Here is a 15,006-nt window from a genome sequence, read left to right on the forward strand (position 1 = left end):
GTCTCGACTCGTCCTCGTTGCTCCCGATGTCCGTACGACGGAGCGGGTCGCGCCCTCGGGCCGCGGCCCGCTCCACGGTGGAGGGGGCGCAGCTGAAGCGGATCGCAGGAATGATCATCGCCGCGGGCGGGGGACGTCGCATCGGCGGCCCCGAGGCGCTGTTGCACCAGGGGGAGCGGCCCCTGGTCAACCGGATGATCGACACGATGACCGAGGCGGGCTGCGGGCAGATCGTGGTGGTGCTGGGTGCCGCGGCCGACCAGGTACGCGAGACGGCCGACCTGTCCGGGGCCACCGTGGTGGTCAACCGGGCGTGGGGGACCGGCGTGGGGTCGTCCATCCGCGCCGGCCTGGCGGCGATCGACGACGAGACCATCGAGGCGGTGGTGGTCGTACCCGTGGACATGCCGGGGCTCACCGCCACCGCTGTCCGGCGGGTCGCCGCCCTGCCGTACCCGGACGTGCTGGTCTGCGCCACCTACGACGGGCTGCGCGGCTACCCTATGCTCTTCGGCCGGCGGCACTGGGCCGGCATCGCCACCCTGGCCAGGGCCGACGTCGGTGCCCGGCCCTACCTGCTGGCGCACAAGGACCAGATCGTCGACATCGCCTGCGACTCGGTCGCCGACGGCAGCCGGGTCGACACCCCCGAACTCATGGCGCTGTACGGCCTGACCGTCCCGCCCCAGCGCGTCGGCGTCTGAGCACGCGCCGAAGACCCGCGCCCCGCCGGCGCCGGAGCGGCCGTCCCGCCGGAGCGGCCGTCCCCCCGCAAATAGGCGTACGCCCGGCGGCCGGTCCGGGCCGCCGGGCGTACGTGCGGACGTCAGTCCTGCTTGTCGAGGAAGGCGAGCGTGGTCGCCGCGAACAGCGGGGAGTCCGCGATGTCGTAGTGCGTGAGCCCCGGCAGGATGGCCAGCGCGTGGCCGCCCTTCGGCCGGTTCTCGCCGCCCCAGCCGCCGTCGCGCAGCCCGCCGTCGAGCAGCGCGAAGACCTCGACGTAGTGGCGCGGCGGGGCCATGTCGGCGTCGGCCGCGACGACCAGCGTCGGCACCTGCAGCCCGCGCACCTCCTCGGTGTAGTCGTAGTCCTTCGCCATCGCCGCGCCGATCTTGTCGAGCAGGCGGGGGAAGTCCTCGGGACGCGGCGCCACCCGCTGGTACAGCTCGTACATCGGGGTGTCCTTCATGAACTCCGCCGCCGCCGCGCCGACCTGGCCCTGCTGCGCCAGGATCTCGGCGTGGATGGCGTCGCGGCGGATGTGCGCGGACGCGGTGACGAGGCGACGCACCTTGTGCGGGTACTTCAGCGCCACCTGGAGGGCCACGCCGCCGCCGAGGGAGTAACCGACGAGATCCGGCTTCTCCAGCCCCAGGTGGTCGATGAGGGCGGCGATGTCCTCGGCCATCAGCGTGACGTCGAGCGGCCGGTCGATGTCGGCGGTGCGGCCGTGCCCCTGCAGGTCGACGAGGATGACCTGGTGGTGGTCGGCCAGGGTGGGCAGGATCGGCGCGAACATCTCGCCCGAGGCGAGGCCGCCGTGCAGCAGGACCAGCGGGTGTCCCGTGCCGTGCGTCTCGTAGTACAGGTTGATGCCGTTGACGTCGGCGTACTGGCCCGAGCCGAAGACGATGTCCGTGGCGGTCATGGTGTGCTCCTCATGTCGTCGTCCGTGGTGACACCGGTACTGACCAACCGGACCTCGCAAACTCATCGCTGTCGTCGACGAATTTTTGTCCGCCCCCTCGACTACGGTGGTCGGCGTGAGTGACGTGGCGACCAGCGCTCCCATCGAGGAGCAGCTCGAGGCGTACCGGTCGGAGCTGACCGGCTACTGCTACCGCATGCTCGGGTCGGTCTTCGAGGCCGAGGACGCCGTACAGGACACGTTCGTGCGGGCCTGGCGCGGCTTCGACCGGTTCGAGGGCCGGTCGGCCCTGCGGTCGTGGCTCTACCGGATCGCGACGAACGTGTGCCTCACCATGCTCTCCAGCGCCCAGCGGCGGGTCATGCCGATGGATCTCGGCCCGGCCGGGTCCGGCCGGGCCGCGGATCCGGGCGAGCCGCGTCCCGACGAGATCTGGGTGGGTCCGGCACCGGACAGCCGGGTGCTGCCCGAGAGCAGCGACCCGGCCGACGTGATCGCCGCCCGGGAGTCGGTCCGCCTGGCGTTCGTCGCGGCGCTGCAGCACCTGCCGCCGCGGCAGCGGGCCGTGCTGATCCTGCGTGAGGTGCTGGCCTGGTCGGCGCAGGAGGTCGCCGACCTGCTCGACACGTCGGTGGCGAGCGTCAACAGCGCCCTGCAGCGGGCCCGCACCACGCTCGCGGCCGTCGACACCGCCGCCGACGTGTACAAGCCGATGGACGAGGAGCAGAAGGCGCTGCTCGCCCGGTACGTGCGGGCCTTCGAGGCGTACGACCTCGACGCGCTCGCGACGCTCCTGCACGAGGACGTCGTCCTGTCCATGCCGCCGGTGCCGCTGTGGCTGCGCGGGCACGACGACATCCGCGCGTGGATGTCCGGCACGGGCAGCGGGTGCCGAGGGTCCCGGCTGGTGCCGGTGGTGGCCAACGGCCTGCCGGCGTTCGGCCAGTACCGGCCCAGCCTCACCGGCTCGGGCCACGACCCGTGGGCGCTGATCGTCCTGCAGGTGTCAGCCGGGCGGATCGCCGAGGTCACCAACTTCCTCGACACCGAGCGCCTGTTCCCGCTGTTCGGGCTGCCGGCCCGACTGGCCTAACGCGTCGGTCAGCCCGAGCAGCTCGACGAGCCGCAGCAGACCGGGCCCCGCGTCGCGGACGACCAGCCGCCAGCCGTGTCGTCGCGCGGTGAGGCGCAGCCGGGCGAGCGCCTCGACCGTTACCACGTCGGGCCGGTCGACGGCGCCCACCTCGCAGGCGACGACGCCCGGGGCGCGGCCCCGCAGCAGCTCGGCGAGATCGGCGCACAGGACGGGAATGTCCGCGCGGGTCACCGTCGCGCCCACGGCGAAGGGGATCGGGGAGGTCACCATTCCCGTAGGACCGTCCGCCCCCGGGAAACTCATCGCACCCGGCACCGATGAGTTCGGCACGGGCCGCGGGTCTGACGGGCATGACGATTCGACAGACCCTGCGTACCGACGGCCCCGTATTCCTGCCCGGAGACACCGGCTACGACGACCACCGCAAGCCACTCAACCCCGCCCTCGACCCGCGTCCCGCCGCCGTGGTCCGGGCCGCCGGCGCGGCCGACGTACGCCGGGCGGTGCGGGCCGCCCGCCGTCACGCGCTGCCGTTCGCCGTCCAGGCCACCGGCCACGGCACCCACGTGGCGCACGACGGCGCGCTGCTGGTGCACACCGGCGCGATGTCGTCGGTGCTCGTCGACCCGGACCGCCGGATCGCCCGGGTCGGCCCCGGCGCCCGGTGGGGTGACGTGCTCCGGGCCGCCGCGCCCTTCGGGCTCGCCGCGCTGTCCGGCTCCTCACCGGACGTCGGCGTCACCGGCTACACGCTCGGTGGCGGCCTGGGCTGGCTGGCCCGCCGGCACGGCCTCGCCGCCGACAGTGTGCTGCGCGCCCAGGTCGTCACCGCCGACGGCGGGCTCGTGACGGCGAGCGCCGACCGGAACCCCGACCTGTTCTGGGCGCTGTGCGGGGGCGGCGGATCGTTCGGCGTCGTCACGGCGCTGGAGTTCCGCCTCTACCCGGTGGCGCCGGTGTACGCGGGCGCCGTCACCTTCGGCCGCGAGCGGGCCGCCGAGACGATCTCCTTCTACCGGCGGTGGGTCGAGCAGGTGCCCGACTCGCTCAGCACCGCGGTGCTGCTGACCCGCGACGGCTCGCTCGTGGTCAAGGCCATGTACGCCGGCGACGCCGACCGCGGTCGCGCCCTGCTGGAGCCGCTGCGGACGGTGGCGGGCCCGGTCGTCGAGGACGGCATGCGGGTCGTCGACTACGCGCAGGCCGCGATGGGCGGCACCTTCGCCCGTACGTTCGACCAGGTCCGCACGCTCGACGACGACCTCGTGGCGGCCCTCGTGGCCGAGCCGGACGCCACCGTCGAGATCCGCCACTGGGGTGGTCGCATCGCCCGCGACACCGGCGTCGCCGCCCACCGGGACGCCCCGCTGTCGATCATCCTCGACACGGTCGCGTCGGCGCGGACCGCGGCGGCGCTCGGTCGCAGCGGCATCGGCAGCACGTTCCTCAACTTCCTGCACGACCCGTCCCGGACCGCGTCGGCGTTCACCGCGGAGAACTGGGCGGCGCTGCGTCGGATCAAGGCGGCCCACGACCCGGAGAACCTCTTCGGCGCGGGCCTCGCCGTCCCGCCGGCCGGGGTCTCGGCCACCGCCTAGAGGTGGCACGGACCCCGGCCGCGGACGGCCCCTCAGTCGAGGCAGAACTCGTTGCCCTCCGGGTCGGCGAGGACGATGTGCCCGGCGTCGAGCGGGGGAGCGGGCTCGTGCCGCCGCAGCCGGGTGGCGCCGTGGGACACGAGGCGCTCGGCCTCCGCCTCCAGGGCCGCCATCCGCGCGTCGCCCCGGAGCCCGGGAGCGGCGCGCACGTCGAGGTGCACACGGTTCTTGGTCTGCTTGCGCTCGGGTACGCGCTGGAAGAACAGCCGGGGCCGCGAGCCCTCGGGGTCGATCAGCGCCGAGGCGTCGTTGCGCCTCTCCGGCGGCACACCCATCGCCTCCAGCGCCTGGTCCCACGACTCGAAACCCGGGGGCGGGTCCTGGAGCCGGTAGCCGAGGGCCTCGGCCCAGAAGGCCGCGAGACGGGCGGGGTCGGCGCAGTCGAACGTGATCTGGACGTCGCGGGCCATGTCAGCTCGCCTCCTGTCGGGTGTGCAGGTAGAGGTCGCGGAGCAGACACACCTCGGCCAGATGGTGGATCAGCTCCCGGTTGATGTGCAGCACCAGCGCCGCGAGAGGCCACTCGGCGTACGGGCCCTCCGCCGCCCCGCACGGGCGGGCGAGGTCGGACTCACCGAGGGACTCGACCCCGGCCTGCCAGGTGGCGTACTCCGCGTCGAGTTGCGCGAGGGCCGCGGCCGCCGTGGGGGCGTACGCGAACGACTCGTAGTCGGTGGGCGCGCGGCCGAAGTGTGCGGCGTTGCGCACGGCCAGCACGCCGACGATCACGTGCCCGAGCCGCCAGGCGATCGTCGTGAACGGTCGCGGTTCGGGCTCCGGCATCGCGAAGTCGATGGTCATGGCCCCGGATCCGGCCCGCACCGGGGCGGTGCCGGCGCCGCGCGGGCGTACGCTCCAGCACCCGGGCACGGGCTCCCAGAAGTACTCGTCGTCGGTGAGGCCGTCGAGACGGTCGCGCAGCTGGTGGGTCCAGTGCCACGCGACCTGCTCCCGAAGCAGCCGGTTCCAGTCCTGGTCGGTCATGGGTCCAGCCTGCCCCCTATCGCGGACAGGATCGTTCCGCGTTCTGTGGAACGATGGGGTCGTGACCGTCGAGGCGACCACCGAGCGGGTGCTGCGGATGCTGGCGCTGCTGCAGCGTCGGCCGTCCTGGACCGCCGCCGAGCTGGCCGCCGAGCTGGGGGTCACCGACCGTTCGGTGCGCCGCGACGTGGAGCGGCTGCGCGCACTCGGCTACCCCGTGCACGCGACGGCGGGCGTCGGCGGCGGTTACCAGCTCGGCGCGGGCACCCGACTGCCGCCGCTGCTCCTCGACGACGAGGAGGCGATCGCCACGGCGGTCTCGCTGCGGCTGGCGACGGGTGGCACGGTGGCGGGCGCTGGCGAGGCGGCGCTGCGGGCGCTCGCAAAGCTCGACCAGGTGATGCCGACCCGGCTGCGGGCCGAGGTGCGGGCGGTGCACGGCGCCACCGACACCCTCGTCGGGCCCGCCGTCGAGATCGACGCGGAGCTGCTCGTGACGCTGGCACGGGCCTGCCGCGACGCCGTGCGCGTCCGGTTCCGGTACGCGGGGCGCCACGGCGGGGAGGGCGAGCGCACGGTCGAGCCGGTGCGGATGGTCACCACCGGCCGCCGCTGGTACCTGATGGCCTGGGACGTCGACCGTGGGGACTGGCGCACCTTCCGCCTGGACCGGATGCGGGAGGTGGCGGCGACGACGTGGCGCTTCCGGCCGAGGGAGCATCCGGACCCGGTCGCCCACGTGCAGCGTTCGGTGACCGAGGCGCCGTACCGGCACCTCGCGCGGGTGCGGCTGCACGCCCGCCCCGAGCGGGTGCGGGAGCTGGTGCCGCCCCAGGTGGGGCGCGTCGAGGACGACCGCGACGGGTGGTGCGTGCTCGTGACCGGCGGGGAGGACCTGGACTGGCTCGCCATGCACGTGGCCCGGCTGGGCTTCGAGACGCAGGTGCTGGAGCCTCCGGAGCTGCGGGAGGCCGCCGCCCGGATCGCCCGCCGCCTCGCCGCCATGGCGGGCGCCGGCGAGGTCGGCGCGCCCGCCGCGGCGACCCAGTAGGCTCGGCCGGTGCCCCGCCCCCCGGTCGACCTGGTGCCCGCCGGTGTGCCCGCCGAGACGCTGACCCACAACACGCTCAACGGGGTGACCGGCGGCATCTGGCGTACCCGCCGCGACGGCCGTCCCGCCGTGCTCAAGCTGCTCGCCCCGCCCGGTCGCCCCGGGCCGATCCACTGGGCGGCCAGCGAGGACCCGGGGCACTGGAACTACTGGCGGCGGGAGGTCGAGGCGTACGCCAGCGGCCTGGCCGCCACGGCGTACGCCGGACTGCCCGGCCCGGAGCCCCTGGCCGTCGACGACCGGCCGGACGGCACGGTGGCGCTCTGGTTGGCCGAGGCGACCGGGCGGCCCGGCATCGCCTGCACACCCGCCGACCTCGGCGACGTGGCGCACCACCTCGGCGCCGGCCACGCCCGGTGGCTCGGCGGCCCGTCGACCTGGAACTGGCCGGCCGGATCGCGGACGCCGGAGTGGCTGGCCCGCGACTGGTTGCGCGACTACACGCTCAGCCGGCCGGTGCCCGGCCCGGTGCCGTGGGACCATCCGGTCGCGGTGGCCGCCTGGCCGCATTCGCTGCGGGCCGGGCTGCGCGAGCTGTGGGAACGCCGGCACGAGGTCGTGGCCGCCACCGACGCGCTGCCCCGGACCCTGTGCCACCACGACTGCTGGCCGATGAACCTCGTGTTCACCGCTGCCGGGCCCGTGCTGCTCGACTGGTCCGGCGTCGGTCCCGGCCCGGTCGGCGAGGACGCGGCCAACCTGGTGCTGGACACGTTCCTCGACGGGCTCGTCGACGTGGCGCTGCTCGACGAGGTCGCGCAGGTCGTGCTCGACGGCTACCGGGCCGGGCTGCGCGGGTCGGTCGACGCGGCCACGGTCGTCCGGGCGGTGCGGCTCACCGGCGCCGCCAAGTACGTGTGGCTGGCCCCGCTGATGCTCACCCGGCTCGGCGGGCCGACCGGGCAGACGTACGACCGGCGCGACGAGGCCGAGATCATGGCGGGCCGCCGCCCGGTGCTGGAGCTGCTCGTGGACTGGGCCGCCGAGGCGCTCGCCTGAGCCGACCGGCGCGGGTCGACCCTCAGGTCGGTGGAGGCCCCACGATGGCGGGCGCACGCCGCCGCCGACGCGGTCACCGCCGTCCGGGCGGTCGCCGACGGCATCGACCGGCGCGACACGCGACCGCCGGACTCGTGACCGGTGACGCCGCGGGTCAGGACGGTCGCCCGCCGAACCGCCAGGTGTGCACCTCGACGTCGGCGTACCGGTCGGCGGTCAGGACGGCGCGGGCCGCCTCCGGGTCCGCGGCCCGGACCAGCGCCGCCGTACCGAGCCAGGTGGCGCCGTCGTCGGACAGCAGCGGCCCGTACGCGATCAGCTCGTCCCGGTGGGGCGGGACGGCGAGGTCGGCGGCCGGCCCGGCGCCGAGGCCCAGCACCAGGTACCGGTTGCCGCCGTCCCGGCCACCGGGGAAGTCCCACATCGTGCGTCCGAGTGCGTTGCGCCACCGGCGCAGCAGCACGTCGCGGTACACGCCGGCCTGGTGGTTGGGCTCGTCGAAGGCGAACGCGCGGGCGGCGGCCGGATCGGGCAGGTCGAGGATGTGCAGACTGCCGGTGGCCGTGCCGTCGTCGGCCAGGGTCGGCCCGCGGGCGATCATCCCCGCCGCGTACCGGTCCATGTAGGACCAGTGCTCCTCGACCAACTCGTCCCGCAACGCCGCCGAGCCGGGACGGTCGCGGTGGTAGCACAGGAACTCCACGCCCCCAGTCTCGGCCGGTGACGGCGGCCGATGCGTACCGGGTCGCACGCGCCCGGCCGTAATCGGTCGAGGTCCGGGGGCGGCCCGGCTATCCTGCCCGCAACGTTGATCGACAGTTGGGAGCTGAGATGCGCCTCGACATGGTCACGGTCCCCGCTCCGCCGCGAGTGCGCACCGCCCACTGATCGTCCGCCGGCGCCGACCGCCGGCCCAGTGGTGCTCCTCGCCGCGCGGAGCGGTCCCACGACGACCGTTCCCCCTCTTCCCGGCTCGAGGAGCTCTCTTGCGTGCCCTTGCATCCGCGCGTCTGGGCGCGGACTTCACCAGACTCTGGACCGCCGCGGCGGTGTCGAACGTCGGCGACGGCGTCACGCTGGCCGCCGCACCGCTGCTGGTCGCCTCCGTCAGCGACGACCCCGCGCACATCGCCGGCGCGGTCGTCGCCCAGCAGCTGCCCTGGCTGCTGTTCGCCCTGGTCAGCGGTGCGTACGTCGACCGGCTCGACCGGCGCCGGCTGGTCGTGACGGTCAACCTGGTACGCGCCGTCGCCCTGGCCGGACTGGCCGCCGGCGTCGCGACCGGGACCGTCGGCCTCGTCGTCATCTACGCGGTGCTGTTCGTCCTCGGTGTCGGCGAGACCCTCGCGGACACCGCCACCGGCGCCCTTCTCCCGTCGGTGGTCGCCCCCGAGCACCTGCCCCACGCCAACGCCCGGCTCTACGCGGCCTTCACCATCGGCAACCAGTTCGTGGCCAAGCCGCTCGGCGCCTGGCTGTTCGTCGTCTCCGCCGCCGCGCCGTTCGGGTTCGACGCGTTCACCTTCGCCGTGGCGGCGGCCCTGGTGGCGGGCATCCGGCCGGTCGCCGGGGAGCAACCGGGCATGGGGCCGGCCGGCTCTGCCCGGGCGCCTCAGCCGCGGGCCTCGCTGCGCGCCGAGATCGTCGCCGGTGTGCGGTGGCTGTGGCGCCACCGGTTACTGCGGACCCTCGCCGTCAGCATGGGCGCCGGGAACGTGGCGTTCGGCGCCGCGTTCGCGGTGTTCGTCCTGTACTGCCGGCAGCGCCTGGGGCTGTCCGACGTCGGCTACGGCTTCCTGCTGACGGCGTTCGCGGTCGGTGGCCTGGTCGGTACGACGGTCGCCGCCCGGCTCACCCGAGCGCTCGGTGCCGTCGCCGTCCTCCGTGCCGGCCTGGCCATCGAGGCCGTGACGCACGTGGCGCTCGCGATCACCACGACGCCCTGGGTGGCCGCCGCCGTGCTGGTGGTGTTCAGCGTCCACGGCATGGTCTGGGGCGTCACCGTCGCGTCCGTGCGGCAGCGGGTGGTGCCCGAAGGTCTGCGCGGCCGGGTCGGCAGCGTCTTCGGGCTGCTGGACCTCGGCGGTGCGGCGCTGGGCGCGCTGCTCGGCGGTCTGGTCGCCGGCGCCTGGGCGATCACCACTCCGTTCTGGGGCGCCGCCGTGGTGATGGCGGCGGTCACCGTCCTCGCGTGGCGTCCGTTGCGGGCGGCCGCCGCCTGACGGCGCTGTCGGTCGACGACGGCCCGACAAACGGGAGGCGGTCACTCATTTTCGTACGCATACTGGTCGGCGTGAAGCTTGCTGAGGCTCTTGCGCTGCGCGCGGATGCGGCGCGTCGTGTCGCGCAACTCCGTACCCGCGTCGTCGCCAGCGCGCGTTACCAGGAAGGTGAGGCCCCGGCCGAGGACCCGGCATCCCTGCTCGCCGAGGCGGGGGAGGTGCTCGGTGAGTTGGAGGAGCTGATCCGGCGGATCAACCGGACCAACGCCGCCACCTCGGTCGACGGTAGGAGCCTCACCGACGCGCTCGCCCGGCGCGACGTCCTGCGCCTGCGGCACGCCCTGGTCACGTCCGCCGCGGACGCCGCCGCGGGTGAGGGTCAGCGCGGCTTCCGACAGCTGCGTTCCGAGTTGAAGATGATCCCGGCGCTGCCGGTGGCCGAGCTGCGCCGGCAGGCCGACGACCTCGCCCGGCAGCTCCGAGAGGTGGACACTCTCATCCAGCGGACGAACTGGGAGGTCGACCTGCTGGACTGAGGGCAGGGTGCGGAGCAGGTAACCGACGTGGAGGCGTGCGCGAACCCGAGAGCCGGCGGGTGAAGTCCGGCTCACTCCTGGCGCGCCGGGGGCAGGCGCAGGGGTTCGACTCCCCGACACACGACGCACGCCCAGCACGGCACACAGGTGACGGCGCACAGGGCACGGCACACGACCGGGCGCAGATCCACGACGGCGAGGGCGGGACAGGGGACCTCCGCACCCACATCGAACGGGCTTCGAAGCTCGGCGGACGGCCTCCGGCGCCGGCGCTCGGCGAAGACCGAGCGCCGGCGCCGGCGGTCAGGCGTCGAGGCGGCCGGTGGCGGCGAGCCGCCTGTACCAGTGCGCGCTCTGCTTCCACGTGCGCACCTGCGTGTCGTAGTCGACCCGGATGATGCCGAACCGGCGGTCGTAGCCGTAGCCCCACTCGAAGTTGTCCAGCAGAGACCAGACGAAGTAACCGCGCACGTCGGCCCCCCGCGCCCGGGCCTCGGCCACCGCGGCGACGTGCCGGCGCAGGTAGTCGACGCGGCGGTCGTCCTGGATCGTCCCGTCGGCCGAGACCACGTCGTCGAAGGCGGCGCCGTTCTCGGTGATCATCAGCGGCTGGGCCGGGTACTCGCGGTGCAGGCGCAGCAGCAGCTCGGTGAACGCCTCGGGGTCGATGTTCCAGCCCATGGCGGTGTGCGGGCCGGGCTGCGGCAGGAAGTCGACGTCCTCGGCCGCGACCCAGGGGCTGGCGTCGGACTTCCCGTGCCCGTCCGCGTCCGAGCGGGGGGACACCCCGTCCCAGGCGCGGACCAGGGTGCTGGAGTAGTAGTTGACGCCGAGCACGTCCAGCGGCACCGCGATGAGCTTCTCGTCCCCGTCGCGGACGAACGACCAGTCGGTGACGGCCGCGGTGTCGGCGAGCAGGTCGGCGGGGTAGGCGCCGTCGAGCATCGGGCCCAGGAACGCGCGATTCGCCAGCGCGTCGATCCGCCGCACCGCATCCCGGTCGGCGGCCGAGTCGGACGCGGCCCGGACGACGTGCAGGTTCAGCGTCACCGACAGCTCGGCGGCCGGCGCCAGCTCCCGCACCACGCGGCCGGCCAGGCCGTGGGCGAGGTTCAGGTGGTGGACGGCGGCCAGCGCGGCGGCCGGTTCGGTACGCCCCGGCGCGTGCACGCCGGAGGCGTAGCCGAGGTACGCCGAGCACCACGGCTCGTTGAGCGTGGTCCACGTGTGCACGCGGTCGCCGAGCGCCTCGACGACGCCGGCGGCGTACTCCTGGAAGCGCAGCGCCGTGTCCCGCGACGGCCAGCCGCCGGCGTCCTCCCGCTCCTGCGGCAGGTCCCAGTGGTACAGGGTGGCCACCGGCCGTACGCCGCGTTCCAGCAGGCCGTCCACGAGACGGGAGTAGAAGTCGAGGCCGGCCCGGTTGAACGGCCCGGAGCCGCCCGGCTGCACCCGCGGCCAGGAGATCGAGAACCGGTACGCGCCGAGGCCCAGGGCCGCGACGTGCCCGAGGTCCTCCTGCCAGCGGTGGTAGTGGTCGGCGGCCACGTCACCGGTGTCGCCGTTGAGCGTCCGGCCGGGTGTGTGGCTGTAGGTGTCCCAGATGGACGGTCCCCGGCCGTCCTCGGTGGCCGCGCCCTCGATCTGGTAGGCGGCCGTGGCCGAGCCCCAGACGAAGCTCTCCGGAAAGACGTGTTCGGTCACTGTCGTACCCCCTGGACCTCGCAGCGGTGTCCCGCCGACACTCCCGACACCAGCTCGGCGCTGGCCGCGCCGCCGTCGAACCGCACCTCGAACTCGGCGCCCGGCCCGTCCCCCGGCGACGGTACGCGGACCCGGGTGCGCTGGCCCTCCGCCGGCGCGTACAGCCGCAGCCGCACACCGTCGGCCCACTCGTAGTCGGGCCGGTCGTCGCGGTCGCCGAACGGGATGACCGCGCCGGGGCGGGCCAGCACCGGCAGGCTGTCGAACTCGTGCTTCTCGGTCACCCAGGCCGGTCCGGTGAGCTGCGCGCCGGTCACCAGGTGGGTCCAGGTGCCGGCCGGCACGTAGAAGGTCACCTCGCCGTCGGCGCTCATCACGGGCGCCACCAGCACGTCGGGGCCGAGCATGTACTGCCGGTCCAGGTACGCCGTGGCCGGGTCGTCCGGAAACTCCAGCAGCATGGGACGCATCATCGGCACGCCGTCGCGGTGCGCCTCCTCGGCGACCGCGGCGAGGTACGGCATGAGGCGCAGCTTGAGCCGGGTGAAGTGGCGCAGCACGTCGACAGCTTCGTCGTCGAACGCCCACGGCACCCGGTAGGAGCCGGAGCCGTGCAGCCGGGAGTGCGACGAGAGCAGCCCGAAGGCGATCCACCGCTTGAACACGGCCGGGTCCGGGGTGCCCTCGAAGCCGCCGATGTCGTGGCTCCAGTAGCCGAAGCCGGAGGCGGCCAGCGACAGTCCTCCGCGCAGCGACTCCGCCATCGCGCTGAACGTCGACTCGCAGTCGCCGCCCCAGTGCACGGGGAACTGCTGGCCGCCGGCGGTGGCCGACCGCGCGAAGACCACGGCCTCGCCCGTGCCGCGTTCGGCCTCCAGCAGTTCGAAGACGGCCCGGTTGTAGAGGTGGGCGTAGTAGTTGTGCATCCGCTGCGGGTCCGAGCCGTCGTGCCAGACCACGTCGGTGGGGATGCGCTCGCCGAAGTCGGTCTTGAAGCAGTCGACGCCCATGTCCAGCAGCGCCTTGAGCTTGCCCGTGTACCAGGCGACGGCGTCCGGGTTGGTGAAGTCCACGAGCGCCATGCCGGCCTGCCACTTGTCCCACTGCCAGACCGACCCGTCGGGCCTGCGCACCAGGTAGCCGTGGCGGCGGCCCTCCTCGAACAGGTACGACCGCTGGGCGACGTACGGGTTGATCCAGACGCACACCTTGAGGCCGCGCTCGTGCAGGCGTCGCAGCATCCCCTCCGGGTCGGGGAAGGTCGCCGGGTCCCACACGAAGTCGACCCAGTGGAACTGCCGCATCCAGAAGCAGTCGAAGTGGAACACCGACAGCGGCAGGTCCCGCTCGGCCATCCCGTCGATGAACTCGGTGACCGTCTTCTCGTCGTACGAGGTGGTGAACGACGTCGACAGCCAGAGCCCGTACGACCAGGCCGGCACGCGGGCGGGCCGGCCGGTCAGCGCCGTGTAGCGGCGCAGCACGTCCTTCGGGGTGGGCCCGTCGACGAGGTAGTAGGTGAGCGTCTGCCCCTCGACGCTGAACTGGGTCTGCGACACCACCTCGGAGCCCACCTCGAACGAGACGTGCTCCGGGTGGTCGACGAACACGCCGTAGCCCCGGTTGCTCAGGTAGAACGGCACGTTCTTGTAGGCCTGCTCGCTGGCGGTGCCGCCGTCGGCGTTCCAGATGTCGACGGTCTGGCCGTTCTTCACGAACGCGCCGAACCGCTCGCCCAGGCCGTAGACCGTCTCGCCGACGCCGAGCGCCAGCCGTTCGTGCACGTACGCCCGGCCGTCGGCGTCGGTGACGACTCCGATGCTGCGTTCGGTGGACGAGGTGAGGACCCGGTCGCCGTGCAGGAAGTCCACCCGCCACCCGTCGATCAGCGAGACCCGGGCGGTCAGTTCGCCGCTGGTCAGTGAGGCGCTGAGGCCGGTGACGTCGACGGTGACGGGGTGGTCGTCGGAGGTGGCCAGGTCGAACGTGGGGCCCTTGCGCACCCCGCCGAGGTGGTGGGCGATCGTGACGCCGACGACGCCGTCGGCGGGGGAGAAGAAGCGCACCGTGACGACCGGGCGGTTGAGGGTGTCGCCCCGACCGGTGAGCCGGCCCGTGGGGGCGTGGACGGTGAGACCGCGCTCGTCCGGCTCGACCGACTCGACCGTGCCGGGGCGCAGCACGGTGACCCCCGGTCGCAGTTGCCAGTACCCGTCGGTGAACTTCACTTCTCGGCTCCTGCCGTGATGCCGCGCGCGAGGGTGCGCTGGAAGATGAGGAAGAAGAGGATGGCCGGGACGAGGCTGATGAGCGAGCCCGCGTTCGTGGTGGGGGCGTCCATCAGCCGGTCGCCCTGCAGCGACGCCAGCGCGACCGGAATGGTCTGCGTGCTGTTGTCGATCAGCATGACCAGCGGGATGAGGAACTCGTTCCAGGTCCAGATGAAGAAGAAGATGAGCAGCACCGCGAGGGTGGGCCGCAGGTTCGGGAAGACGACCCGCCACAGGACCGTCCACCGGCTCGCGCCGTCCAGCGCCGCCGCCTCCAGCAGCGAACGCGGGAACGTGCTGAGCACCGACGCGAGCAGGTAGGTGCCGAACGCGCTCTGGATGACGGTGAAGATGATGATCACCGCGAGGCGCGTGTTGTAGAGGCCGACCTGCTTGGCGGCGTCGTAGAGCGGGTAGATGAGCGCCTCCTGCGGCAGCATGTTCGCCAGCAGGAAGAGCCCGACGATCCAGAGCCGGCCGCGGACCCGGCCGATGCCCAGGGCGTACGCGTTGAGCAGCGACACGACGACGCCGAGCACGGCGACGGAGCCGGCGATGAGCGTCGAGTTCCAGAGCTTCAGCGGGAAGTCGACCTCGCTCCAGTACGTCCGCAGGCCCTTCGTGTAGAACTCCGACGGCCAGCTCAGCGGCCCGCCCGTCGAGTAGTCCCCGGGTGACTTGAACGCGTTGAGCAGCATGAACGCGAACGGCACGAGCATGACGAGCGCGCCGAGGGTGACCAGGGCGAGGACGACCCAGCGGCTCACGCCGCGGTGGT

The 15,006-nt window shown here is 73.7% G+C and carries 15 protein-coding genes; 7 read left to right on the plus strand and 8 right to left on the minus strand.

All coding sequences use genetic code 11. From position 1 onward, the window contains the following. Positions 1–110: 110 nt before the first annotated feature. Positions 111–704: a nucleotidyltransferase family protein gene (locus tag OG994_RS03440; RefSeq protein WP_120326640.1), complete on the plus strand. Its 594-nt coding sequence runs from the start codon at positions 111–113 to the stop codon at positions 702–704. Positions 705–826: 122 nt separating this feature from the next. Here the strand turns inward: OG994_RS03440 and OG994_RS03445 are convergent, their stop codons facing one another. After that, positions 827–1,648, minus strand: coding sequence for an alpha/beta fold hydrolase (locus OG994_RS03445; protein WP_120326639.1), 822 nt, complete (start codon positions 1,646–1,648; stop codon positions 827–829). A gap of 115 nt (positions 1,649–1,763) precedes the next feature. Here OG994_RS03445 and OG994_RS03450 point away from each other — a divergent pair, with 115 nt between their 5' ends. Beyond that, entirely contained in the window at positions 1,764–2,741 is a 978-nt protein-coding gene (locus OG994_RS03450) for a sigma-70 family RNA polymerase sigma factor (RefSeq protein WP_120326714.1), read from the plus strand. Here OG994_RS03450 and OG994_RS03455 read toward each other — a convergent pair. Next, positions 2,655–3,014, minus strand: a complete 360-nt coding sequence (locus tag OG994_RS03455) for an STAS domain-containing protein (protein ID WP_120326638.1) — start codon at positions 3,012–3,014, stop codon at positions 2,655–2,657. The genes OG994_RS03450 and OG994_RS03455 overlap by 87 nt on opposite strands. A gap of 80 nt (positions 3,015–3,094) precedes the next feature. Between OG994_RS03455 and OG994_RS03460 the strand changes: the two genes are divergently transcribed. Further along, positions 3,095–4,342: an FAD-binding oxidoreductase gene (locus tag OG994_RS03460; protein ID WP_328852156.1), complete on the plus strand. Its 1,248-nt coding sequence runs from the start codon at positions 3,095–3,097 to the stop codon at positions 4,340–4,342. Positions 4,343–4,374: 32 nt separating this feature from the next. Here OG994_RS03460 and OG994_RS03465 read toward each other — a convergent pair whose 3' ends face one another. Together OG994_RS03465 and OG994_RS03470 are read right to left on the minus strand one after the other, a co-directional pair. Next, the gene (locus OG994_RS03465) at positions 4,375–4,812 is read right to left on the minus strand and encodes a VOC family protein (protein ID WP_120326636.1); all 438 of its coding nucleotides are present in this window, start codon (positions 4,810–4,812) and stop codon (positions 4,375–4,377) included. A gap of 1 nt (position 4,813) precedes the next feature. Continuing rightward, positions 4,814–5,386 (minus strand): DinB family protein, encoded by a 573-nt coding sequence (locus OG994_RS03470; protein ID WP_120326635.1) that lies wholly within the window; start codon positions 5,384–5,386, stop codon positions 4,814–4,816. A 61-nt stretch (positions 5,387–5,447) separates the two neighbouring features. Between OG994_RS03470 and OG994_RS03475 the strand changes: the two genes are divergently transcribed. Further along, on the plus strand, positions 5,448–6,437 hold the full coding sequence (locus tag OG994_RS03475; protein ID WP_120326634.1) for a helix-turn-helix transcriptional regulator: 990 nt from the start codon (positions 5,448–5,450) through the stop codon (positions 6,435–6,437). A gap of 9 nt (positions 6,438–6,446) precedes the next feature. After that, a complete protein-coding gene (locus tag OG994_RS03480; RefSeq protein WP_328852157.1) occupies positions 6,447–7,496 on the plus strand; it encodes a phosphotransferase in 1,050 nt (349 codons plus the stop codon). 154 nt (positions 7,497–7,650) lie between these two features. On the opposite strand, the gene OG994_RS03485 is transcribed toward OG994_RS03480, so the two are convergent. Next, positions 7,651–8,199 (minus strand): YciI family protein, encoded by a 549-nt coding sequence (locus OG994_RS03485; protein WP_120326632.1) that lies wholly within the window; start codon positions 8,197–8,199, stop codon positions 7,651–7,653. Positions 8,200–8,482: 283 nt separating this feature from the next. Here OG994_RS03485 and OG994_RS03490 point away from each other — a divergent pair, with 283 nt between their 5' ends. Both OG994_RS03490 and OG994_RS03495 read left to right on the plus strand, forming a co-directional pair. Continuing rightward, positions 8,483–9,718, plus strand: a complete 1,236-nt coding sequence (locus OG994_RS03490) for an MFS transporter (RefSeq protein ID WP_328852158.1) — start codon at positions 8,483–8,485, stop codon at positions 9,716–9,718. Positions 9,719–9,789: 71 nt separating this feature from the next. After that, complete coding sequence (locus tag OG994_RS03495) at positions 9,790–10,254, plus strand: DIP1984 family protein (protein WP_328852159.1); 465 nt, start codon at positions 9,790–9,792, stop codon at positions 10,252–10,254. Positions 10,255–10,557: 303 nt separating this feature from the next. On the opposite strand, the gene OG994_RS03500 is transcribed toward OG994_RS03495, so the two are convergent. Genes OG994_RS03500 through OG994_RS03510 form a run of 3 tightly spaced genes read right to left on the minus strand, consistent with a single transcriptional unit; the run spans position 10,558 to position 14,995 of the window. Beyond that, complete coding sequence (locus tag OG994_RS03500; protein ID WP_328852160.1) at positions 10,558–11,958, minus strand: GH1 family beta-glucosidase; 1,401 nt, start codon at positions 11,956–11,958, stop codon at positions 10,558–10,560. Beyond that, the gene (gene yicI, locus OG994_RS03505) at positions 11,955–14,186 is read right to left on the minus strand and encodes an alpha-xylosidase (RefSeq protein WP_328852161.1); all 2,232 of its coding nucleotides are present in this window, start codon (positions 14,184–14,186) and stop codon (positions 11,955–11,957) included. The genes OG994_RS03500 and yicI overlap by 4 nt, the downstream gene beginning before the upstream one ends. After that, positions 14,183–14,995, minus strand: coding sequence for a carbohydrate ABC transporter permease (locus tag OG994_RS03510; protein WP_240032749.1), 813 nt, complete (start codon positions 14,993–14,995; stop codon positions 14,183–14,185). Before OG994_RS03510 ends, yicI begins: the two co-directional genes overlap by 4 nt. Between the last annotated feature and the right edge of the window lie 11 nt (positions 14,996–15,006).

The sequence above is a fragment of the Micromonospora globbae genome (assembly GCF_036184225.1).
Classification (GTDB): Bacteria; Actinomycetota; Actinomycetes; order Mycobacteriales; family Micromonosporaceae; genus Micromonospora; species Micromonospora globbae.

Excerpts from the sequence above, each read along its gene's own strand:
- OG994_RS03445 (WP_120326639.1), bottom strand. The coding sequence starts at position 1,648 with ATGACCGCCACGGACATCGTCTTCGGCTCGGGCCAGTACGCCGACGTC.
- OG994_RS03465 (WP_120326636.1), bottom strand. The coding sequence starts at position 4,812 with ATGGCCCGCGACGTCCAGATCACGTTCGACTGCGCCGACCCCGCCCGT.
- OG994_RS03470 (WP_120326635.1), bottom strand. The coding sequence starts at position 5,386 with ATGACCGACCAGGACTGGAACCGGCTGCTTCGGGAGCAGGTCGCGTGG.
- OG994_RS03455 (WP_120326638.1), bottom strand. The coding sequence starts at position 3,014 with ATGGTGACCTCCCCGATCCCCTTCGCCGTGGGCGCGACGGTGACCCGC.
- OG994_RS03440 (WP_120326640.1), top strand. The coding sequence starts at position 111 with ATGATCATCGCCGCGGGCGGGGGACGTCGCATCGGCGGCCCCGAGGCG.
- OG994_RS03460 (WP_328852156.1), top strand. The coding sequence starts at position 3,095 with ATGACGATTCGACAGACCCTGCGTACCGACGGCCCCGTATTCCTGCCC.